We start from the raw sequence: 23469 nt of genomic DNA on the forward strand, positions 1-23469 counted from the left end.
ATCAAAAACTCGCGTTCATACGGCCAGGATTTAGAATGCCAGCGGGGTCAAATTGGTGCTTTAAACTACGTGATAAGGCTTCCAGTGGCTGCAACTGCGGCTGGAAAACAGGTACTTGAGACCTAATTGCCGCGGAGGCTCTCACTAGAGTTGCATAGCCCCCACCTGATTTATCTAAATATTCACGTATGGGAGTGGCATAATCATCATCGCCCTCAACGCTAAGCCAGAGCAGCCCCCCTGCCCAATCGCGCAGGATTTGTGCTGGTAAATCACTGCGAATTGCTTCTACAAAATTCTGGGCATGTGAAGGTGCCATAGATATCCGCCATAACGGATTGCTTTCACGTGCAAAAACAGAGGCATTGCTGATTTCATTCCATAAACTTATTGAGTTTTCAGCTTCCATGACTTCAATTTGCGCATAATGCTTTAACTCATTTATCAATTTATCACGGCGGTAGCGCACGGAAAGTGGCGTTCCCTCAAGGCGCAATAACGTGCTTGAGCCATATTCTGCAAGTGGGTTGCCACGGCATAGCTCTGCCAGTTTGCTTGTTAAATATGCCGCTGACGACACCTCGCAAGTACTTGCCATAGCTTGTGACATGGCGCTTGTTGCTAGCTGGCCACTTAAACCTAGAAGTGCCAAAGTACATTCTGTTTCCGGCTTTGGCAGAACTTTGAAAGTGATTTCAGTTGCAACAAACAACGTTCCCCAGCTACTGCAAAACCCTCTTGCAATATCATAGCCGGTCACATTTTTTTGTACTTTGCCACCTGCCTTAAATCGTTCTCCACGCCCCGAAACCGCTTCCAAGCCTAAAATAAAGTCACGGGCCGCTCCTGCTTTCAATCGCCTTGAACCAGATTGGTTGGTTGCAAATATGCCTCCAATGGTACTTGGTCTGGTGGTCTCATGCCAAAAGTGGCACGCCTGCAGGGGCTCAAAAGCCAACATTTGATTGTGTTTATCTAAGAGGCTTTCTATTTCCGAAACAGGCGTCCCCGCCTTTGCAGTCATGATTAGTTCATCCGGCTGATAATCAACGACACCGCTCAGCTGGTCAGTCGAAAGTAAATGTGCCGCTTGAACCGGACGCCCCCAATTGCGTTTCGTGGCATTGCCTATTATTTCAAGTGGCTCATTCTCTGCTGCGGCCCAAGCGATTACTTTTTCCAAGTCGCAGCTTGTTTGCGGGTGATAACTTTCTTGGGTGGCTGTCATAACAGCTCCTGATTAGCGTAATTTATTATGATCCGACTGAATGTCTCTGGCTGCACACTAAAAGCGCGGAATATCGGGAAAAGGAATTTGCCCTTGATGGATTTTCATCATCCCCAGCTCTGCACAGCGATGAAGAACAGGAAACATTTTACCTGGATTCAACAGTTGCTTTCCGTCGAATGCGCACTTAACGCGTTGCTGATGGGCCAGGTCAATTTCTGTGAACATTTCCGGCATTAAATCGCGCTTTTCGATACCAACTCCATGTTCCCCCGTGAGTACACCGCCCACTTTTACGCATAAACGCAGTATATCCGCACCAAACGCTTCGGCTGCTTCCAGTTGCCCCTCGGCATTGGCATCATAAAGTATCATCGGGTGCAGATTACCATCACCGGCGTGAAAAACGTTGGCATATTGTAAGCCATGTTTTTCGCTTAAACCTTGCATTGCATTTAGAACATTTGGCAGCTCTTTGCGTGGTATAGTGCCATCCATACATATATAGTCGGGCGCGATTTGACCAACTGCAGGAAATGCTGCTTTTCTGCCTGCCCAGAACAACTGTCTTTCAGCTTCTGTTTGCGACACTTTCAGGAAAGTTGAACCATTCTCCTGTCCATGATGTGCCACTTCTTTCAAAAGTCCATCAACTTCGTCTTCAGGGCCGTCCAACTCTACAATCATCAAAGCTGCAACATCCAGCGGGTAGCCAGCATGAACAAAGTTTTCTGTCGCTCTGGTGGCAAACTGGTCCATAATCTCCATTCCACCAGGTATAATACCTGCCGCGATTATATCAGCCACACATTGACCTGCTGCCTCAATAGAAGAAAAACCCAGTAGTGCTGCGCGTGCAGTTTCCGGCTTTGGTATAACTTTTAGCGTGGTTTGAGTTATCACGGCTAAAAGCCCTTCTGAGCCGGTCAATAACGCAAGCAAGTCATAGGCATCACTATCCAGATGCTTGCCTCCTAACTGGATGATGTCACCATTCATCAGCACCATTTCAAGACCAAGCAAGTTGTTGGTTGTCAGACCATATTTTAAAGAGTGCACACCACCTGAATTTTCTGCCACATTGCCCCCTACCGAACAGGCAATTTGTGATGACGGGTCCGGGGCAAAGTAGAAGCCCTCCCCTTCTACGGCACGTGTAATGGCAAGGTTGGTCACTCCTGGCTGAGCTACGACCGCCCGGTTTTCCAAGTCCACATCTAATATGCGATTAAACTTCATCATCGACATGAGAATGCCATCAGCCAATGGCAGCGCACCACCGGAAAGAGACGTTCCTGCGCCTCTGGGAACCACCTTGATATCATGCTGATGGCAGTATTTAAGAATGCGGGATACTTCCTGTGTCGTCTCGGGCAATACGACACAAAGCGGCATTTGCCGGTAAGCCGTTAAAGCATCGGTCTCATAGGGGCGAAGTTCAGTGTCGTCATCCAAAACATGATGACGGTTGATGAGCTGTTTAAGATCTGAAACAATTTTCTGTTTATTATCGATAATTTCTTTTGAGGGGGCTGGCATTTTTATAGCTGGCATACTGATCCTCCAGAGCAAGCGCAACAAACGTCACTTTAGCCTGCTTTACCCGATTGTTTTTACAAGCCTGTAGAGGCTGTTGCCTTTAACTTAAACAGAGCACCAATACATGAATCTAATGCATTTATTGCGCCCACTGCGACAAATCATATCATCTATACGAGAGTACAGCCAGCAACATAACCGATGGTTGCAACTAAAGTATTGGGGAAACTATGCTTTCTGATCTTTTCCTGCTACAATATGCGACAGATCGACACTGTAGGCTATTAATGATTTTTGCTTATTTAGCTACAGAAGATATAAATAACTAGAGAATCTACGGCTTGTAGATGGTGGATCAAATTCTGTTGTAGGAGACAGGAATGAAAAAGCTTGGACTAATCGCAACTACCCTTTTGCTCATTGCCACAAGCAGTGCTTTTGCTGATGGTGATATTAAAAAGGGCAAGAAGGTCTTTACTAAGTGTAAGGCGTGTCATGCCGTTGGTGAAAAAGCCAAAAATAAAGTCGGCCCACGTCTGAACGGTGTTGTTGGCTCAGGCTGGGGAACTATCGAAGGTTTTAAATACTCCAAAACCCTTCTTGCTGGTAAAGAAGAAGGACGTGTTTGGGACATAGAAACACTAACTGCCTACCTCAATAAGCCTAAGAAAGTCATCCCAAAGGGTAAAATGGCTTTTGCCGGATTGAAAAAAGACAAAGACATTGTCAACGTGATTGCGTATCTGAGCCAGTTTAACAAAGACGGTACAATGAAGTAATCTATCGAGTGATATAGAGAGTTGTCCTTTGCATTTAAGGGCAACTTTCTTTCTGCAACTACATTTTTTGCTTGGTTATATCCAAACGTCTTGGCATAAATGATTGTCACCGTTAGTGCTTTGCAATAACCAAGAGCCTGCCATTGTCGCTTACTAATAACCAAAGAAAAAAGACCAGCCCACATACAATTGGCATCTTCACGACATGTTCTGAACGGTTATTTCGCCCTAGTGTTATTGATGCTGTTCGTGTTTTGATCGACCACAAACGCTTTCAAATAAATAATGCCATTGATATTGGATGTTGCGGGCTAAGTGACATAAAATTTTCAGAGACCGAAGCCGCTCTTAAAAATGTTCAGCAGGTTGCATCTCGCTTCACGCATACTGACTATATTATAACGACCTCACAATACTGCCAGGACACTCTTTACCAAGGGGCAAAAATTCTAGCCAAGAATAACCCTTCGCAGGCACAACACTACAAAACGTTTGCAAGAAAAATAGTCGGCCTTTGTCCATTCCTTATGAAAAACGACATGGTGTTGAACTCTCCTTGCAAGAATATACGCACAAAGCTGGCAGTTTTGAGCCTCTCGTCTACACCTCACCTATTTGGTGGCGTACAACCAATTTCCTTGCTTTTTAAATCATTCGATCATGTAAGTGTTATTGATGTCCCTGAGGTGCTGGCAGAGCACATAAATTTTGATAATAAATCCATTCCCACTCCAGCAATGAGTAAACAGCAAGTCAAAAAGTATGTACGTGATTTGATTGCGAGTGGTGCCGGTTTGTTGGTGGGTGAAGAAATATCATTGCTTTTCGAAGTTGCAAGTGAGTTAAAACGACAAGGCTCCGCAATTGAAGTACGCCATTACGCTGAAGTATTAGCAGGAAAATTCGATTTACCACCATTAGGTGCAAGGCGAAAAGCTACAGTCGATAAAGATTGAATAAGCTAAAATTATTTTTACACTAGAATCATTCATTGATATTCCACTTTTTCATAAAGATGATTTACTTCTACCTGTCAAAGAATGCTGACATATTGACGCGCACCCTACGGAAAATGCATTTTTTTTGCCCTTTGAAAAAAATATCGCACCGGTTTTAGTTGCCAGTTTCTTTTCTCGGGACTAGTGTGCATTGCGAACGGAGTTATCCGTAATCTTTTGAGTTCATTTATTGGGTCGCGACCCCTCCTCGCGGCCTTCTGCAAATTAAGGAGCACTACGCTAATGGGAAAGCTTAAGCCAGGCGTCGTTTTCGGTGATGACTATAAAACTCTGATCGAAGCTTGCCGGGAAGGCAAATATGCTCTGCCTGCAGTCAACGTTGTTGGTACGAACTCTGCAAACGCAGTTATGGAAGCTGCTGCACGTAATAAGTCCGACGTGATTGTGCAGCTCTCTAACGGTGGTGCACAGTTCTTTGCCGGTAAAGGCATTAAAGACGATCTACAAGCAAAAATCCTCGGCGCTGTTTCTTGTGCCCGTCACGTGCACATGCTTGCCGAGCATTACGGCGTTTGTGTTGTACTGCACACAGACCATGCGAACCGCAAGCTGGTTCCTTGGCTTGAAGGCCTCATCCAGCATGGTGAAGAATTCTTCAAAGCCAACGGCAAGCCTTTGTTCACATCTCACATGCTTGACCTTTCCGAAGAGTCTCTTGAAGACAACCTTGCTGAAAGTGAGCGCCTGCTGAAAATGATGGCTCCATTGCAAATGAGCCTGGAAATCGAACTGGGTTGTACCGGCGGTGAAGAAGACGGCGTTGGCTCTGATGAAGATATCGGTGCTGATAACCCGAAACTTTACACACAGCCTTCAGAAGTTCTTGAAGCTTATGACCGCTTGAACCCACTGGGTCATTTCTCGGTTGCAGCATCTTTCGGTAACGTTCACGGCGTTTACAAGCCAGGTAACGTGAAGCTGCGCCCTGAAATTCTTCGTGAAAGCCAGAAGCTGGTTGCTGAAACACACGGTCTGAAAGCAAACCCACTGCCATTGGTATTCCACGGCGGTTCAGGTTCTGAAAAAGACAAAATTGAGGAAAGCCTGGGTTACGGCGTGTTCAAAATGAATATCGATACCGATACTCAATTTGCATTCTCCAAGCCTGTTGGTGATTACGTAGAAGCAAATAAAGCTGCATTCCAACACCAGATCGACCCAACCGACGGCACACCTTACAAGTCCAAATACGACCCACGTAAGTGGCTGCGCGCAGGTGAAGAAGGTCTTATCGAGCGCCTTAGCGAAGCTTGTGCCGACTTGCGTTCTACAGGTAAATCTTTGGCTCAATAAGCTTGAGTACTTGCAAGATATTAGCCCGGCTATCCAGCCGGGCTTTTTTTTAATTTAAATAATATTTATTTCAAGTAATTACATTTTAATACGGTTTTGCATAAACAATTACAAGATTCAGCCGGATAGCCATAAATACGGGGTATTTTCATAGTTTACTCTCAAGAAAAGGAGAGTAAAATGTTAACCTTGTTTGGAATAACCAGCATCACTTATGGCCTCACACTCAGCCTTAGGTTCTATTTTGATAGTATACCTAGAATAAATCACATAATTATGGAGTATACTGGCCTTTTATCATTTGTGTATTTATGTGCGGTCATGGTTACCGGAACAAGATGGTCATTTGTTACTTCAATATACGAAAATAAGACTAAACAAATGCTTGCCCACAAGTACTTTGCAATAGCCGCGGTACTTTTAGGCGTCGTACATTATGTTTATTTTAATTACGGGCGGTTTTTATTTGATTTTTCAAACAACCAACGAGGTCAACGCGGTTTGCATCACGCCCATGAGCAGGGTTTCTCATTAAAAATGCTAAGCCACCCTGTTGGTGAAATCGCGCTTTTCATTCTTATTGTTATTTTGGTGATTGGACTAAACCGACGCCTTGGCTTTAAGACTTTGAAGAAATTTCATATCATAAGTGGATTGGCTTTCTTGCTCGCTGCATTCCATAGCATTGTGCTTTTGCCTGATCGGTTTACATATGTTCCTGTGTGGCTTCTTTGCCTCTTGGCCCTTGCCCCTGCTGGATACTGTGCCGTTATGCAGATCACTGGTCGTTTAAACAAAAAGAAGCCACAAAGTCGATTAGGTTAGACTACGAGTTCTTACTGGCAACAAGTTTGAGCCAATTGCGGGCAATTTCCAATCCCAGTCTTTCGGCTTTCTCGCCGTGTTTTTTGGCCTGCTCGCCAATAATTTGTTGCCAGTTCGGTAATAACACTGTGAATTCGCTGTGAAAGCAGCTGGTCCAGTTTTTGACCTCATCAATTCCGCATTCAAAGTGGAACTGTATAGCATAGCAGGCTTTGCCGATGCGAAAGGCGTGATTTGGGGTCTGTGGTGTTGAAACCAGCCGAACTGCCCCTTCTGGAAGCGAATATGTATCGGTATGAAATACAAAAAGATGATCTCCCTCCTTTAGGCAAGAGAGAACGGGGTCTGTTGCCGCTTCCATTGTAGGAGATAGAGGCAACCAACCTGCCTCGACAGGCTGGTCAAGAATTGATTGTGCCCCAAAGGCTCGAGCCATAAGCTGCGCACCCAAGCATATTCCCAGTACCGGCAAATCTTTCGCATGAAACTGCGTTATCAGACTGCATAAGTTTGACAAATACGGATGTTCGGCATCTGAGCGAGCATTTTGCAGACCACCAAGTACAATAAGTGCATCAAAGCTTTCAGGGGAGTTTGGCAGTTCCTGGCCCATATAGGGTTTCAAGTATGACTGCCTTGCCTTCACTTCTTGAAGCGCAGTCTCGACAATTCCTAGCGTCACATTCTGGCAATTTTCAATAATAAGTATATGCATTTTTCTACTTTTATATGTATTTTTACCAGGCTAACCTTTTCACTGTTCATTGTCAAAGCTCTTGGCTTTAAACCTTGCTTCCATTGCACGGACGATAAGAGATAGGGAAACGGTCATGATGAGGTATAGATAAGCAACTGTGTTATACGTTTCAAAAAACAAGAAAGTAGAAGAAGAATAGACCTTACCCAACTGGGTGATATCTTGCACCCCTAGTACCGAAACCAGCGCACTATCCTTAATCATTGCAACAAAGTCATTCCCTAGTGGAGGAAGAATATTTTTAAGCGCCTGTGGCCAAACAATAAATCTGAAGGTTTGCCAAGACGTCAGCCCTAAAGAACGGGCAGCTTCGACTTGACCTTTTTCGACACTTTCTATCCCTGCCCGGAATATTTCTGCAATAAAAGCTGAATACCCAATAGTGAGTGCTATTATTGCCCGCCAAACCATTGAAAAATCGCGAAGTTTAAGCGGGTCCCAGCCAAAAAGCTCCTGCATAGGTTTACCCACAAAGTTGCACAGCGCAACAAGTTGCGGGGCACCGACAAAAGCCACATAAAACAGCAATACAAGAATGGGAACACCGCGGATTACCTCAGTATAAAAACTGGCAATTTCTTGTAGTACGCGGTTAGAAGATAATCTTGATTTGGCCACGGCTAAACCGAGCAAAGCTGCCAAGCTAAATGATATAAACGTTACGTATAGCGTTGTCGCGACACCATGAATAAGGCTCTTCAAAATTAGTCGATAGTTATGATCGACAGCAATATACCAAGCAAATAGTAGCGCCAGAACAAATGCCAGCAGCAGCCAATATGGTATACTCGTATTTTTTTGGGTGGCAGAGTGCCTTAGCTTTTTGAGCTTAAACATGCATTAAGCTCGCTTCAAAAATGATCATGGCTTTATTGGGTGACCCCTCTTGAAATTGCCGCCATGTTGGTAAAATTCATTGCAAAAGAATGCAAGTGCAGAAACTATGTTTTCTGCACTTGTTTATTTTAATGACTGGATTTGTAGTCGTAGAACCACTTTTTATTCAACGCTTCTAATGTGCCATCAATGCGCATAGATTTTAACGCAGCGTTGATTGGTAGGGTCAGGTCTGAGCCGGGAGTTAGTATAAAACCAAACTGCTCTGATCCCATGGCTTCGCCTACCACTTTAAAGCTGCCAGGCGAAGCGCCAATATAGCCTTTTGCAGATGTAGCATCCATCAGTACAGTATCAACATCGCCTGCTTTGAGAGCCATGACAGAAGCGCCAAAAGTTTCGAAGAGCTGAATACGTGGGTTGTTTTCGTTGCCATCCAGCAAGTCATAGACCGCAACGTAAAAATTCGTCGTTCCCGTTTGCGCACCGACAAAAAAATCCGCATTTTCTTTAAAACTATCTTTGCCGTTAAATCGCGTTTCGTCCGCACGTACCAACATAAACATTTCCGAGGTCATATAGGGTTCGGAAAAGTCAATTTGCTTTTGGCGCTCATTGTTTATGGTAATGCCATCCATACCCACATCGAACTGGCCCTGACGCACGGCTTCAATCATCGTGTCCCAAGAGGCAAGTTTCCACTCAACTTTGGCATTAAGGCGTTTGGCGATTTCATTAAATGCATCATATTCCCACCCGATACCCTCGCCGGTTTCAGGATCAACAAAATTCAGTGGTGTGTAAGCATTTTCTGTCACAGCAACGATCACACGACCTTGTAAGTCGGGCAGTTTTTCTTGTGCAATAGAACCAGTTAAACTTGCTAGGACAAGTGCAACTGTAACACACGCTAATCTAAATAATTTCATATAAGCCCTCTTCAATTACTATGCGTTTTATCTTTTGTTTTTGGTTGTTGCATGGAAGGGGTTTACCTACCCTTGCCTGAGAATCTTTCATTCTTGAAGTTTTCTATGTATAATACAAGAGTAAGCATGGATGCGTAATATTTTATAGCCTTCAAAAATAATATTTCTTACTCCCTCATTTTCTCTTGGCGAGTTTTAGGCAAAATGTTACAAGCTGATGACATGTGAAATCATTAATAAAAATTACAATCTGGCATTTGCTTTTACTTGTAAATATTTGCCGTTTCAAACAACTTAAATGGGTAAACTTGTGGCCGACCAAAACTACCAAGACGAATTTGTTGAAAGCCATAATTCCATTGGTATTGGTATATTCAACTGGGTTAGTGCTGCTTTTGTTGGTTATTTTCTTCTGTGTGCTGTCGGGCTAATAGAGGCAGGATTTAAAAGCCTTAGCTTCAACGATATCGATAGCCTTTTTAGCTTTGCACAAAACCCCTTCTCCGGTCTATTGGTTGGTATTGTGGCAACGGCACTGTTGCAAAGCTCTTCTGTAACCACAACCATACTGGTTGGACTCGTTGCCGCTGGCATGCCTGTTGCCATTGCCGTTCCCATTGTTATGGGTGCCAATTTTGGAACAACACTTACGAATAGTTTTGTCAGCCTCGGCTTTATAAGGGACCGCGAGGCGTTTAAGGCAGCAATTAGCGCCGCTAGTGTACACGATGCGTTTAACCTGCTTTGTTTGCTTGCATTTTTCCCTCTTGAACTGGCGACTGGTTTTCTGGAAAAACTCGCTAAATGGGTCACTGAGGGGTTTAGTGATTTCTATTCTTTGGCTTTCGAGAGCGTTCAGGTTAGCGGATTATCAATAACAACACATTTTGTTGAAGCTGTTAGCCACGGGCTTTCTGCTCTTCTTCCAATCTACAGCGGCGTTGGCGTTCTAATCGCTGGCTTGGTTATATTAATTGTCTCAATACATTTTCTCAATCAACTGTTGAGGCTATTGCTTGCGGGAACAATTAAGCATCGTGTTCAGGCACAAGCTGAAAAAAGGCCATCAGTTAGTTTTTTTGCCGGGTTAATTGCCACTGTTACGTTGCAATCATCATCAACTGTTACTTCCTTACTGGTGCCATTCGCTGGTACACGTATTTTGAACACACAACAAATTTACCCGATTACAGTTGGTGCCAATGTGGGTACGTGTATAACTGCACTGCTTGCAGCTTTTGTTGTCACAGGTCATCAAAATGAAGCTTTTATCCTAGCATTTGTACACTTGTTTTATAACTTAGCCGGAGCAATACTTTTCGTTTGTACGCCGGTATTCAAAAGAATGCCGATTGCTTTAGCCCAAGGCATTGGTGCGTTTGCAAGCCGCTCTGTAGTACACGTGTTTACTTACATAACACTTTGCTTCTTTATTTTACCGCTGATGGGTTTATATCTACTATTCGATTAATTAATTGCAGTAAAATTGTACTTATAACAATTATTAGTTCACTATTTGTTATGTAAATGTTCAATATTATTTGTTTGTCTTGTTGGTGCTTCTTTCGCTATCTTTCATAGATAATTAAAGATGGAATTTATTATGGGTACGCAAGAAATAATTGAAGAGCTGGAAGCCAGACAATTACAACCAAGTCGTAACAACGCCTCAAAAGCATTTGCCCTCACCAAGTTAGATTATGGCTTATATGCCGCCACGGTTCTTGCTTGGGGGTTTAGTTGGTATTTTATCAAACTCCAAGCAGCAGTACCTTCAGAACTTGCTATTTTCTGGCGGTTCCTGTTGGCTGCTCTTATCATGGGTGGCTGGGCTTATTGGGGAGGACACAGGCTGGTGTTTTCCATTAAAGAACATGCCAGCTTTGCTATTATCGGGGCTTTGCTCTTTTCAATAAACTTTATGTTTTTCTATAATGGCTCAAGCTATTTACCATCTGGCCTTGTATCCGTCATTTTCTCGTTAGCTTCAGTTATAAACCTAGCTCTTGGCTTTTTGTTATTTCGGCAAAGACAAGATAAAAAAGTCCTTATTGGCGGTTTACTCGGCTTTGCTGGCATTGCGCTGATGTTTTATCCGCAAATCATGCAAACAGGTCTTTTGGGAACGCAAAGCTATGGTTTGCTGCTTTGCTTTGCGGGAACACTCTGCTTTTGTTTCGGCAACATGGTTTCGAGCAAAATGCAAAGCAAACAGCTCTCCGTAGTTTCCAGTAGTTTTTATGGAATGTTATACGGCAGTTTCTATTTAGCTTGTTATTGCCTGTGGCGAGGCACAGGCTTCAATATCCCGATGGATTTTAGCTTTCTTGCAAGCCTCATCTATCTTGTCGTGGTGGCCTCAGTTGTGGCTTTTGGCTCATACTTAACACTTCTTGGGCGTATCGGGTCTGCACGTGCAGGTTATGCTACTGTAATGTTTCCTGTTATCGCCCTTAGTGTTTCCACCTTATTAGAGGGTTACACCTGGACATTACCTGCTTTCGTTGGGCTTAGCCTTGTATTGTTTGGCAACCAGTTGGTACTTCGCTATAAATAGGAACTATGAAGATGGGGCGTACTCCTGCTTTTTGCAGCGCTTACCAAAAGCAGTGTTTGCTTTTCAAAGAACTTTACCGACCAATTACTCTGCAGCCAGCTCATAAGTGACATTACCGATCGAAGACACGATATGATGGCACAATGCATCGTGGGCCGCTTCAGTAGCCCCCGCAGATTTAATGAGAGTTATATCGCAGGGGGGCAGTTCTGGAAGCCCCTCTTGTTCCCCAAGAACACGATGGGTGGTTCGGACAGCACTTGCAGGCAAAACGGCAATTGCCAATCCGGCTTGAACAGCGCCAGATAAAGCGGCAGCGCTGGCGCTTGAAAATACCACCTGGTACTTTAACTGGATACGGTCCAGCGCCCTGACAGCTACATTGCGCCATGAGCATGTTACCGGTCCAACAGCAATAGGGAGCGGATCATGCTTATGGAGAATCACATCCTTAGGCCCAACCCAACGCAGAGCTTCCCTTCTGATAATGGTTCCCGGTATATTTGCACAGTCGCCATCCGTCACAATCGCGATATCCAGCTCACCACGCTTTATTCTTACCCCCAATTCTATCGAGCTTTCACAGATTACTTCTATGCTTGTGGAAGGATTGATGCGGTTGAATGCCGCAAGTACTTGCGGTAGTAAACGCTCTGCATAATCGTCGGGCAAACCAAGGCGTATTGTGCCGGTGACAGGCATTTCCTTGAATGCCGAAAGGGTTTCATCGTTTAGCGCGACCATCCGCCTTGCATATTCAACAAGGCGACGTCCATCTTCCGAAAGCCTTGAATTTCTTCCATCTTTTACGAATAGCGGTTGCCCTATGCGCTCTTCAAGTTTGCGCATTTGCATTGAAACTGCAGATTGTGTTTTATGCACCGCTTCACCTGCTTTGGCAAAGCTACCCAATTCCGCTATGGCCATAAATGTTCTCAATTGGTCCACATCTAAGGAATAAGGCATAAGGTATTCTCCTAGGGCAACTAGATACATCACGTTTTTCGATCAATATCAATCAAAAACATTATCTTGAAATATGCAAGTAAAGACCAGATATTTTAATCATCAACCACTGATGATTTCTTATTTTGAAGTTAGACTACTAACTTCAAGGTCTGGCGCATTGTGCCAAGCCACTGGAGAGACACACCATGACACTTGCTTTCCCTACCCCTGATGAGCGCTGCAACGCCAACCGTGCAAACGCTGGTAGTTTTGAGCCCCTCACACTGACAACCACACTTCGCGCTGTAGGCAGCTACTTCCTACGTGTTTATCGTCACTTTGAAAACAGGCGTAATATTGCGCGACTGGCGGCGATGGAAGATAGAATGCTCCAAGATATCGGAATAACACGCGATGATGTTTTAAGCTCTTTAGAAGCCCATGACGGCATCGACGCTTCAATTCATTTGCAACTGCGCGCAGAAGAAAGGCGCGAAGCTGATATTCTGCGTCGCCAGCAAGATTGGCATTGGAAAGACGGCGAGCTTTAAAGCAAAAGTTGACTTCATGGTGGATTGGAACAGGCAGCTATTGCCTGTTCTTTTTTCATTTAGTAATCCATTATAAACTATAAGTAAAAAATATCGTTCAAATAATACTTGAAATGTATTTTATACGTCACCTCAAGCAGGAAGAGATTGCAAGCTAATATTATCAAGAGATGATTTGATATGATCGGCAAGTGCATCTGCCACTACGGAAGGTGTCGTCCAATTCTGGAGCAATGCTATTTCGCAGATTGGTAACCTCGGAAATCCTTGAGATTCATCTAAAACGCGCATACCGGTTCTAATTGCTGATTCAGGTAGTACCGTTACCGCAAGCCCCGCTAAAACCGCGGCACAGACTGCTGTTGAATTCCAGCTGGTATAAAGCACACGATGCTTTCGTTTTACATCTTCCAGTGCCGATATAGCCGCTATTCGCCAATCACATGTGACACGACCCAATGCAAGCGGTAATGTATCTTCCTGTTCAACAAAGTGACGCTCAGAGCCAACCCATAGTAATGGTTCACGGCGTATAATTTGCTCATTAGCAACTGCGTTCTTCTTAACGTGCGTGACTATGGATAAATCAAGGTCGCCCTTTTCGTACATCTCTTTCAAGTTTGGTGTTGGCGCACAAACAACCTGAACCTCAGCTTGGGGATGAGAACGAGAGAAGCGGGCAAGTATCTCTGGAAGAAATCGGTCGGCATAATCGTCAGGAGTACCAAGACGCACCGAGCCTGAGACGACATTTTCATCAAAAACAGAGAGGGTTTCGTCATGTAGTTGAACAATGCGGCGGGCATAATGCAATAACCGCTCACCATCCTCCGTCAACTTTGAATTGCGCCCATCACGTTCAAAAATCGGCTTACCGATGCGCTCTTCCAAACGGCGCATTTGCATTGAAACAGCTGACTGCGTTTTGCTTACTTTTTCAGCTGCCCGCGTAAAGCTACCACAATCAATAATTGCAACGAGCGTTTTTAATTGATCTAAATCGAGAATTTGCGCCATTTTGTGTTTTCCATCACAATTTTCAATCTTATATATACAAAACATTTGTTTTTTTAATCAATTAAAGGCTGTAAAATGTATCAAGAGTCCTGAACTGTTACATTTATGCCATACAAGAAGTAGTAGTCCTTGCCAAACGCTCTTGAAAACTAATGTTTTTTCTAAATTTTTCGCAGGTGCACTTGTGAAAAACAATCAATCAATCAAAGATTTTCAGAAGTATACATAACATGTTAACTAATTCATCCTTGAAGCTTTCATCAAACAAGACGATATACTTTCATCGGTTGCTCTCGTCCTCGTAATTGAAACTCGCCAACTATTTTAAATTCGTTTGGCGCATGTCTTTCAGTCGTACTGATTGATGTTTTATTGAGTTCCTCAATCGTGCTCTCGCTCGCAAGGACAATTATCTTCGCCTCAGGATCAACTGTTTTACCCAGCTCCTGCAAACGTGCTGCAACATTCACGTTATCGCCAATAACAGTATAGTTCATGCGCTCGGATGTACCAATATTACCCACCACAACTGTCCCCGTATGCAAACCCACACGAAGACGAAAAGCAAAACTATCTTTTTGCTTATCTATATGGTTACTTTCAATTCGCTCTGCGATTAATTGCACAGCTTGTAAGGCCGCTTGCGCGTGGTTATCGACGTCCTGGGGCGCTCCCCAAAATGCCATAATGCCATCACCTATATACTTATCGATAGTCCCATGGCTTTGGGATATGCACTCGGCCAATTCTTGAAAATGGGCATTTAGCAGTGATGTTGTATCTTTTGCAGATAAATTGGATGCAATACGTGTAAAGCCAACTATGTCTGTAAACATAATCGTTAGTTTTCTTATGTCAGTACCTTTTAAGCCTTCAAAGTCGCTTTGCAATAAAACTTTTACCAAATCTTGCGGTACATATCTTGCGAACGCAGCTAAAGCTGAGCCTGCTGCGTTAAATGTTTCGTTCGCCTCATGTATTTCTTTTATGTGCGAGTTTGGGAGTGGCGTTAACCTATCTAATTCAAGGTGACGAAGTGCCTGTGCTTGCTTTGCTAGTAAGCTTACAGGACGACTGAGTTTATTTCCAAGCCACATGGTTATGAGTGTAGCAGCAAGCAATATTATCGCAGCTATTCCAGCAACCTCTTGCAAATTACTCATAGGAGAAGTGAGTGCTTTTGCTGGCAAGTACGAGCCAACGATAAGCGGTAGGTGAGGCCGTTCATTTTCTTTTTTGCTTGCAACTGGCGTGTAAAGGTACAACGTTCTTACACTTTTAGTCGCCTCTTTGTTAATTGTTGCCCAACTAACATCACTTAGGTGCGCACCAAAAACAACGGGCACACGCGCAAAGGAGCGATCTTGCTGCCATATCTTATTCAAGGGGCTATTTATTTGTAGGATCTTAAGGCTTGGCGATTTGGCTGAGGGCTTAAAATTTTGCTCTGGAAGTGTTGCGCTGGCCAATATCAGGTTTTCACGAAACAGAATGAAGGGTTGTTGTCCTTCACGCCATACCATTCGCTTTAATAGGCTTTGAAACTGGCTTGACGGGTAGTCAAAAGTTATTTTTTCATACCCATTCCCCTGCCTTTTATAGAGCGTCAACCTTAGGTAAGTTTGTTGAAGTTCACTGTCGTAAAACGGTGGGCTCCAAATCATATTGTTTTGCAGGTTCTTTTGTTGTGGTCTTGGCCTCGTTTCCCACTGAACAATTGGGGGCTTACTCAGGTTGCGTAAGTTAACTGATATAAAACGCCCATGCCTATCTGTGTAAGTTATACGGTGTATATTCGTATGTTTTTTTAGAGCTTCTTCGAGATGTTGACGTACTGTGCCTGGCACAATTTGCTCTTTACTTGTAACAACGATATCAGCAATTAATTGCGCATTTTGCTCTTCATGTTCGACATACTCGGCAACAACTGCTCGGCTTCGTTCAAGTAGTAGTTCGCCTAACTCCCGCATTATTTTGACTGTTTGACGTTCAGCCGAGCTGTTTAGAAGCCAGATGATGGCACCAGCACTAATAAAAAGCAGCAGGCCAAAACCACCGCCCAAAACCATGCCAATTGGAATTCGCGCCTGTTTTCTGCGCTTTTTCTTATTGTTTGCACCAATGGTATTGTTTGGGCGGTCATTCATTTTACAATCTCCAGCTCGACTGAAGATGAGTTTAGAACCAATCTCCCAATTTTGACTGAACAACAGCAAGGGCCGCTACGGCCGCCGTATCCGCCCTGAGAACACGGGGACCGAGTGGAATGGGGGTCACAAAGTCTTGAGCACGTAGCAAGCTTCGCTCTTCTTCAGAAAAGCCGCCCTCTGGCCCAATAAGAACAGCAAGTGGACGGCCTTTTTCGATAGGCTCCAATGCCGCCAAAGGATTTTGTGAGCCTTCGCCTTCATCACAAAAAATCAACTGGCGATCGGGGTCACATTCGCGCCAATTTTTGATCACTTGTTTTAAGGGGGTTAACTCGTGTAGCTGAGGAATGTGAAGTACGCCGCATTGTTCGCAGGCTTCCAGCATATTGGCGCGCACTTTATCGATCTTGATATTGCTGCCTTGGGTGTGCTGGGTCATTACCGGGCGCAATACCCCTGCCCCCATTTCGACGGCCTTTTGTGCCATATAATCCAGCCGTGCGGCTTTAATGGGCGCGAACAGATAATGTAGATCCGGTGCTTCGCTTTGTGGGCGGGTTTGTTCGTCTACCACAATATCGCAGGCCTTACGTCCTGTAGGAGTGATATGTGCAAGCCACTCGCCTTCTTTGCCATTAAACAAGAGCAGAGGACTGCCCTCGCCCATGCGAAGAACATTTAACAAGTAGTTTGCTTGCGCCCGGTCCGCAGAAAACTGTAGGCCGGCGTTTAGTGGGGCATCAACGTATAAACGCTGCATGCGAAATTCATATCTAGGCATTTGTTTAATCTACAGTGGTTGAGAAATGTGCGCTAGTACCAGCGGTTTTGTTATCCAGCCCTGTTTGCTTTAAACTGGTTTGATTGCTTGGCGATTAATTTGCGCTCCCCTATAACAGGTGTGGTTTGCAAATCACTTTCAGGAGGCGAGCTTGAGCGCTTTGGATACAACGGAAAAAACGAACATAACCGAGTATTCTGTATCAGAAATTTCTGGCGCGATTAAGCGAACCGTTGAAGACAGCTTTGATTATGTGCGCGTTCGCGGTGAGCTTGGGCGCGTTTCCAGTCCCGCTTCTGGCCATGTTTATCTGGATTTGAAAGATGATCGTTCTGTTTTGAACGGAGTCATTTGGCGCGGGAATGCTGCCAAAATGAAAGTAAAGCCCGAGCAAGGCCTTGAAGTTATTGCGACCGGCAAAATAACTACCTTTCCCGGACAATCAAAATACCAGATGGTTATTGACAGTATGGAACCAGCTGGTGCCGGGGCACTAATGGCTTTACTGGAAGAGCGTAAAAAGAAGCTCGCAGCTGAAGGCCTGTTTGCACCCGAGCGCAAGCAGAACTTACCCAAAATACCCATGGTAGTTGGGGTTGTGACCTCGCCAACCGGTGCAGTTATTCGAGATATTTTGCATCGAATTCAAGACAGGTTTCCGCTGCATGTTATGGTTTGGCCGGTACGGGTGCAAGGTGAAACCTGCGGCGATGAAGTGGCACGCGGTATTGCCGGATTTAACAGCCTATCTGTTGATGGCACCCTGCAACGGCCAGATGTTATTATTGTGGCGCGCGGTGGTGGCAGCCTGGAAGACTTATGGGGCTTTAACGATGAGGTCGTCGTGCGTGCAGCAGCAGCAAGCCAAATCCCGCTCATTTCAGCTGTGGGACACGAAACGGACTGGACCTTGCTGGATTATGTTGCAGATGTGCGGGCTCCAACTCCCACTGGGGCAGCCGAATTTGCTGTACCGGTAAAAAGCGAACTACTCGCAAGCCTAGATGACTACCAACGACGGCTTTTCGCCGGTACCACGCGCTATTTACAAAGCAAGCGCACTGAACTACGCGCAGCAGAAGCTTACTTGCCCTCACTACGCGATTTACTAGCGCTGCCTCGGCAACAATTTGATATGACCTGCGGGCGGCTTGGGCCCAGCCTTGCCATGAATACCCAAAGCTTACGCAGTCGCTATATTGCCGCAGCGCACCAACTCTCTCCTTTCGCGCTAAAGCAAAAAATTACGCATAGCCGTGAACATGTTGGTTCTCTCTCGCAGCGCTTGAGCCAAGTGGCACGCAATGATATCGCGCAGCGTAAAACCGGTTTGTCCAGCATGAGCCAGCTACTGCAATCACTTTCCTATCGCAGCGTTTTAGAGCGCGGCTATGCAATTTTGCGCGATGCTGATGGACAAGCTATTCGCACTACGAAAGCCATTGCAAATGGCAGTATTGTTGAAGCCGAATTGAGCGATGGCAAACGGACTCTTTTGGCTGCGGATGTTTTGGAAGAAACTGAACAAGCAGGAGGGGCAATGTTACCTACTCCTACCAATAAAGGTGCTGGCCTAGCAGATCGCACTGACCCACTGGAAGCGCATCGCCAAGAGCGCCTACAGCAACAAAAGCCCAAAAAGCGAAAGAAAAAAGCAGCAGATGATAGTGGAGCGCAAGGTAGCCTTTTCTAGTTGCTTTTGAGGCTACGAAAATAAAGACCCACCAAATTACCTAGGCAATTTAGTGGGTCTTGTCTTTTTACAGGTAATTAGAAGTGATGGGTGATACGACCCATAGCAGCGGCACCGGTTTTACCTTCGATATGCCCTTCGTTCAGTGAAAGCACACCACCTAAGCGCATACTTGTTGATTCACTTAATGACATTTGATAGTCGGCCGCGAAGTCAAACTGGCGGCTTTGAGCCGAAAGATCCACTTCAATATCCGCGAAAGTTAAATCACCTTGTTTGTTGCGCATGCCTGATTGACGCAATGTAGCACTACCCGCTTCCATGTGCATTGGCTGGCTGAAACTCAGTTGCAGCTTATCGCCTGTATCGAGCAAGTTTTGTGCCTCTAAACCCAATGCAAAACCTGTATATACGCCCCGATCAAAGTTAGAGACAATACCAGCTGATTCTGCTTGGCTAACACCTAGTTCAGCTGTTGCGAACAATGAGATTGAATCTAAAGGCATACTCGCGCTTGTGTTGAACAGGGCAGTCACAGCGGAAAACTTATCGCTACTATTTTTTTGCATCGCGTTCATTTGCATGCCCAGATAGGCCGCAGTCTCGTTGAGCGCTGTCGCACCAACAGCGACTTTGGCCCCATTATCAAAGCTATAGCCCGTAGAAGCACCAGCACCGAATGTGTGCGCGTTGGCATCCGTGAAATCGCCAAATGCAAATACCCCTGTAGAGGCTTTGCCATTTTGTCGGGTTGCCGCAAAGCCAAGGCCGTTTTGGGCTAAAGAAAATGCACTCGTTTGACTTTCAAGCACAGTTGCAAAGCCCATACCAAGACCTAGCGTTTTGGTCAGTTCGCCTGTTTGGGCAAATCCTAAAGACCAATCACCCATAGGAATTGCTTGTGATTGATTGCTAAAGTTAAAGCTGGCGAACTGGTTGGCCTGTGTTGACGCTGAAGCTTGTGTGCTGAATCCTGCAAAGCGCGTAGTAAATGTACTGGCTTTCTCAGATACCAGCGCGTCACCTTTCACAGCGAATGGTGTCGCCAAAGCATCATAGGCAATGAAGTCTTTGTCTTTCAATGCTGTTTGTAGCGCGCCATTGTTGGCCGTTGATGCGGTAATAGCTACCTCTTGTAAACCGATGCGTGGCCCCTCTGACCTTGTTGATGTTGGCAGGCCAATTGTACCAATTGGTTTTAAGGCCGCTTCAATATCTAAAAAGCCGTGCCCATAGACTTTGCTATACTCGTGATAAACACCATTTTTAATGAGAATACCATTACGTTTGAATGCACCAAAACGGTTATTTGCTGAGAACAACAAACGGGTCACAATTTCATCGTTACGCAAGGTGGGGAAGGCTTGCGCCATAATCGCGGTAGCACCAGCGACTTGGCCTAATGAGTAGAAAAATGAGAAATCGGTTCTATATCTGGAGGTATCCGTTTCTGATTCCATATAAGCCGTTTTCATAATTGGCGATGCCGACAAGCAGTAAGCAGCAGCTTCCAAGCATTGGCTTTGTGGAAATGTTAGTGCTTTCTTGATTTCGCCTTTATCATCAACAAGAGGAATAATATTTGCAACTGCAATTGTTTTGTTTTCAAACTCCTTAAGGACCTCAGGTAAAGCACTTGCTAATGATTGGCTGTAAATACCTTTATCATCTTCTTTTGCTAAAGCAGGTGCAACAAATATACCTTCTGCCATGTAGTCTTTCATAGCCTCTACAAAGTTTTTAGTATCATCCGGGCCATGGACTTCGACAGAACCTCTATAGGCTCTAGTATTTTCTAATGTTTTTATGAAATCGCCGCTGTATTTTGATAAATTTTCCTTAAACTTCGCTAGGGTATACAAATTCCTGCTGCTTGTTTTATCATCACGAAAAAGCCAGATGCTATCATAAACGAACGCGACAGCTTTTTTCTTTTTCGCTTCAATGAAGGCAGGAGCAAACTTACTCATATTGAAGTCCATACCACTAAACTGCAGGTCAGCACCTGGAGCAAGCCCTGACATTTCCTTGCCCTCGACACCAGCAATAACCGAGCCGAGAATGGTAGAAGTATCTATTATTCTTTCGTAATAAAGGTTTGATGGTTTACTGACTGTAGTTATTTTTTTACCTTCAAAAACTTCATGCTTTAGGCTGTCGTAACTACCAAAAATGGCAACAGTTTGCCCTCTGCCCGTGAGGCCAAGAGCACGTGCATAAGCCAGATTAATCACCTTATATGCATTAGGAAGGAGATAAGAGCCTATGTTTTTATTTATGAAATCATTAAATTCTATAGTATTGTTTTTTTGCAGAGCAGAAAGCGTTAAATCTTGTGATGTAATGGTATTTGATTGCTCTACTTTTTTAAGCTGAGAAGCAGTTGGCCTTGGCTTATACTCAATTATGCCATCATGCGAAGTGATATATTTCATTTTATTGGGGTCAGAACCTCCAATGGTCACCCCTCCGCCTGAGGTACCCGGCTTGCTTGGAGTGCTGGCTGCTGTTCCGCCGCTAGAAGTGCCTGGCTTGCTGGATGCGCCACTTGGCGCCCCCCCACCAGATCCGCCACCGCCACAGGCGGCAAGCGTGAGAGTGAGTGCTGTTGCTGTTAATAGTTTTTTCATAGGAATACCAGAATTATTAGAATACTCTGGTAAAATATTCATTATTCTTAAAACTATAATTCAACCAATGTTTAAATCGAAGTTATAATAATAACTCGTCGCATTAATACAATAGATTTTATTTATTATTTTAAAAAATTCAAATAGATCAATTTGATAAAATTAATCCTTAGAAAAATATATAATTACATGACGCATCGAACTACTCACCTAATATTTAACTAGGGTATTATTAAATGTAGCAACTGCGGTTTTGCATGATTTACTTTAATCTCTTCGAAAATAGCGGTGAGAGCATCCGCAAATTCACTCGTTGTGGTTATCCTGTAGGCATTTACTCCATACGCCTTAGCCAGTTCGGCAAAATCTGGGTTTTGGAGGGTTGTCGCACTGACCCGTCCGGGATATTCGCGTTCTTGGTGCATCCGAATTGTGCCATATTTGCTGTTGTCAATGACAACGATAATAATACCCAGATGCTCTTGTACTGCAGTTCCAAGCTCTTGCATGGTCATTTGAAAATCACCATCACCCGTGAAGCAGACAACCGTTTTTTCTTTATCATTCAGCTTAGCAGCAATGGCGGCAGGCAAACCGTAGCCCATTGAACCTGAAGTGGGAGCCAGTTGACTACCAAAACCTTGATACCGGTGATAGCGGTGCGCCCAAGTGGCAAAGTTACCCGCCCCATTGGTGATACAAGTATTTTCTGTCAGGTTTTCCTCTAACCATTGCATCACCTCCCCCATTTGTAATGAGCCTGGTTGCTTTTGAAAGCTTGTGGACCAGCCTTCATAGGCATGTCTATCTTGCTGACGCTGTTCACTCCATCTGCTGTGTTTTATGGGTGTTAAGCTTTGCAGGGCTCTGCAAAAAGCCGAAGGGCTTGCGTTAATTGCCAAGTCAGGTCGGTATAACCGCCCCAGCTCTTCAGCGCCTGCGTGAACATGAACAAGCTTTTGTTTTGGCTGGGGTATGTTTAGCAGGTTATAGCCTTGGCTTGGCATTTCAGAAAGCCTCTCACCTATGAGAAGCAGCAGGTCCGCCTCTGCAACACGTTGTTTTAAATATGGGTTAATTGCAATGCCCACATCGCCAATATAGTTGGGATGCGCGTTATCAAACAGCATTTGCCTTCGTAGAGCACAAGCGACCGGTAAATCATAATTTTCGGCAAATTGTTGTATTTGATTTACAGCTTCTGCTGACCAGCCTTGGCCACCTAGTATGGCCAATGGTTTTGCAGCGCTCTCCAGCATTTGACCAAGCTGCGTTATTTGCTCTTGTGACGGGTGCGTTAAAACTGGCGCGACATAGCTTGCAGGTTGCACACTGGTTTTACAAACGAGCATATCTTCTGGCAGTGATAGAACCACAGGGCCAGGACGGCCATTCATTGCCACATGAAAGGCTCTTTGTATGTATTCGGGTATACGGTTGGGGTGATCGATTTCGGCAACCCATTTAGCCATGGTGCCAAACATTTGTTTGTAATCAACTTCTTGAAACGCATCCCGGTCACGCATATGCGTGGCAACCTGACCAATGAACAATATCATGGGTGTTTCATCTTGTTGGGCCACATGCACACCTGCTGCGGCATTGGTTGCCCCTGGGCCGCGGGTTACAAAACATATGCCCGGGCGGCCAGTGAGTTTACCAGTTGCTTCGGCCATCATAGCCGCCCCACCCTCTTGGCGACACAGAACTGCTTTTATTTTAGAATCATAAAGACCGTCCAATACTGCCAGATAACTTTCGCCTGGCACGCAAAAAACCCGCTCCACCTGCTGCGCTTCTAGGCATTTTACCAATAAATGACCTGCTAAAATCTTCTGTTGCTCATAACTCTCATCACTTTTAGTGGATCGGAGGTTATGCTGAGAGAAGTTTGCTTGTTTTTTGGTGGTCATGAACGAGCTCCGCAACTTATGTG

19 protein-coding genes are annotated in these 23469 nt (G+C 44.7%); 8 read left to right on the forward strand and 11 right to left on the reverse strand.

Features of this window, described 5'->3' with window-relative positions:
* Position 1: 1 nt before the first annotated feature.
* A complete protein-coding gene (locus AYK67_RS01190) occupies positions 2-1228 on the reverse strand; it encodes an FAD-binding protein (protein WP_068081087.1) in 1227 nt (408 codons plus the stop codon).
* Between the two features lie 57 nt (positions 1229-1285).
* A complete protein-coding gene (locus AYK67_RS01195; protein ID WP_068081092.1) occupies positions 1286-2782 on the reverse strand; it encodes an FAD-linked oxidase C-terminal domain-containing protein in 1497 nt (498 codons plus the stop codon).
* A 365-nt stretch (positions 2783-3147) separates the two neighbouring features.
* Here AYK67_RS01195 and AYK67_RS01200 point away from each other — a divergent pair, with 365 nt between their 5' ends.
* The 4 genes from AYK67_RS01200 to AYK67_RS01215 all read left to right on the forward strand — a co-directional run bounded on the left by AYK67_RS01200 (position 3148) and on the right by AYK67_RS01215 (position 6683).
* The gene (locus tag AYK67_RS01200; protein ID WP_068081094.1) at positions 3148-3546 is read left to right on the forward strand and encodes a c-type cytochrome; all 399 of its coding nucleotides are present in this window, start codon (positions 3148-3150) and stop codon (positions 3544-3546) included.
* A 143-nt stretch (positions 3547-3689) separates the two neighbouring features.
* On the forward strand, positions 3690-4502 hold the full coding sequence (locus AYK67_RS01205) for a heterodisulfide reductase-related iron-sulfur binding cluster (protein WP_068081097.1): 813 nt from the start codon (positions 3690-3692) through the stop codon (positions 4500-4502).
* Between the two features lie 285 nt (positions 4503-4787).
* Entirely contained in the window at positions 4788-5858 is a 1071-nt protein-coding gene (gene fbaA / locus AYK67_RS01210; protein ID WP_068081100.1) for a class II fructose-bisphosphate aldolase, read from the forward strand.
* A gap of 180 nt (positions 5859-6038) precedes the next feature.
* Positions 6039-6683, forward strand: a complete 645-nt coding sequence (locus AYK67_RS01215) for a ferric reductase-like transmembrane domain-containing protein (protein WP_068081103.1) — start codon at positions 6039-6041, stop codon at positions 6681-6683.
* A gap of 1 nt (position 6684) precedes the next feature.
* Here the strand turns inward: AYK67_RS01215 and AYK67_RS01220 are convergent, their stop codons facing one another.
* From AYK67_RS01220 to AYK67_RS01230, 3 genes are all read right to left on the reverse strand, one after another.
* Entirely contained in the window at positions 6685-7398 is a 714-nt protein-coding gene (locus tag AYK67_RS01220; RefSeq protein WP_068081106.1) for a type 1 glutamine amidotransferase, read from the reverse strand.
* Between the two features lie 39 nt (positions 7399-7437).
* Complete coding sequence (locus AYK67_RS01225; RefSeq protein WP_068081108.1) at positions 7438-8277, reverse strand: amino acid ABC transporter permease; 840 nt, start codon at positions 8275-8277, stop codon at positions 7438-7440.
* 128 nt (positions 8278-8405) lie between these two features.
* Positions 8406-9206: a transporter substrate-binding domain-containing protein gene (locus tag AYK67_RS01230; protein WP_068081111.1), complete on the reverse strand. Its 801-nt coding sequence runs from the start codon at positions 9204-9206 to the stop codon at positions 8406-8408.
* A 298-nt stretch (positions 9207-9504) separates the two neighbouring features.
* On the opposite strand from AYK67_RS01230, the gene AYK67_RS01235 reads away from it, so the two are divergent.
* Positions 9505-10677 carry a Na/Pi symporter gene (locus tag AYK67_RS01235; RefSeq protein ID WP_068081114.1) on the forward strand — a complete coding sequence of 391 codons (1173 nt, stop codon included), beginning with the start codon at positions 9505-9507 and terminating at the stop codon, positions 10675-10677.
* A gap of 132 nt (positions 10678-10809) precedes the next feature.
* Complete coding sequence (locus AYK67_RS01240; RefSeq protein ID WP_082735565.1) at positions 10810-11763, forward strand: DMT family transporter; 954 nt, start codon at positions 10810-10812, stop codon at positions 11761-11763.
* Between the two features lie 84 nt (positions 11764-11847).
* Here the strand turns inward: AYK67_RS01240 and AYK67_RS01245 are convergent, their stop codons facing one another.
* Entirely contained in the window at positions 11848-12729 is an 882-nt protein-coding gene (locus tag AYK67_RS01245) for a LysR substrate-binding domain-containing protein (RefSeq protein WP_068081116.1), read from the reverse strand.
* Between the two features lie 188 nt (positions 12730-12917).
* Between AYK67_RS01245 and AYK67_RS01250 the strand changes: the two genes are divergently transcribed.
* Positions 12918-13262: a DUF1127 domain-containing protein gene (locus AYK67_RS01250; protein WP_068081123.1), complete on the forward strand. Its 345-nt coding sequence runs from the start codon at positions 12918-12920 to the stop codon at positions 13260-13262.
* 132 nt (positions 13263-13394) lie between these two features.
* Here AYK67_RS01250 and AYK67_RS01255 read toward each other — a convergent pair whose 3' ends face one another.
* The 3 genes from AYK67_RS01255 to AYK67_RS01265 form a co-directional block, all read right to left on the reverse strand.
* Positions 13395-14279 carry a LysR substrate-binding domain-containing protein gene (locus AYK67_RS01255; RefSeq protein WP_068081127.1) on the reverse strand — a complete coding sequence of 295 codons (885 nt, stop codon included), beginning with the start codon at positions 14277-14279 and terminating at the stop codon, positions 13395-13397.
* A 260-nt stretch (positions 14280-14539) separates the two neighbouring features.
* The gene (locus AYK67_RS01260; RefSeq protein ID WP_068081130.1) at positions 14540-16426 is read right to left on the reverse strand and encodes an adenylate/guanylate cyclase domain-containing protein; all 1887 of its coding nucleotides are present in this window, start codon (positions 16424-16426) and stop codon (positions 14540-14542) included.
* Between the two features lie 31 nt (positions 16427-16457).
* Positions 16458-17189, reverse strand: coding sequence for a 16S rRNA (uracil(1498)-N(3))-methyltransferase (locus AYK67_RS01265; RefSeq protein WP_244266857.1), 732 nt, complete (start codon positions 17187-17189; stop codon positions 16458-16460).
* Positions 17190-17361: 172 nt separating this feature from the next.
* Between AYK67_RS01265 and xseA the strand changes: the two genes are divergently transcribed.
* The gene (xseA, locus tag AYK67_RS01270) at positions 17362-18903 is read left to right on the forward strand and encodes an exodeoxyribonuclease VII large subunit (RefSeq protein ID WP_208976177.1); all 1542 of its coding nucleotides are present in this window, start codon (positions 17362-17364) and stop codon (positions 18901-18903) included.
* A 77-nt stretch (positions 18904-18980) separates the two neighbouring features.
* On the opposite strand, the gene AYK67_RS01275 is transcribed toward xseA, so the two are convergent.
* Both AYK67_RS01275 and AYK67_RS01280 read right to left on the reverse strand, forming a co-directional pair.
* The gene (locus tag AYK67_RS01275; protein ID WP_156453010.1) at positions 18981-21533 is read right to left on the reverse strand and encodes a S8/S53 family peptidase; all 2553 of its coding nucleotides are present in this window, start codon (positions 21531-21533) and stop codon (positions 18981-18983) included.
* 221 nt (positions 21534-21754) lie between these two features.
* Entirely contained in the window at positions 21755-23446 is a 1692-nt protein-coding gene (locus AYK67_RS01280) for a thiamine pyrophosphate-binding protein (RefSeq protein WP_068081138.1), read from the reverse strand.
* Positions 23447-23469 lie beyond the last annotated feature (23 nt).

This window comes from Polycladidibacter stylochi (genome assembly GCF_001562055.1).
GTDB classification, from domain to species: domain Bacteria; phylum Pseudomonadota; class Alphaproteobacteria; order Rhizobiales; family Stappiaceae; genus Pseudovibrio; species Pseudovibrio stylochi.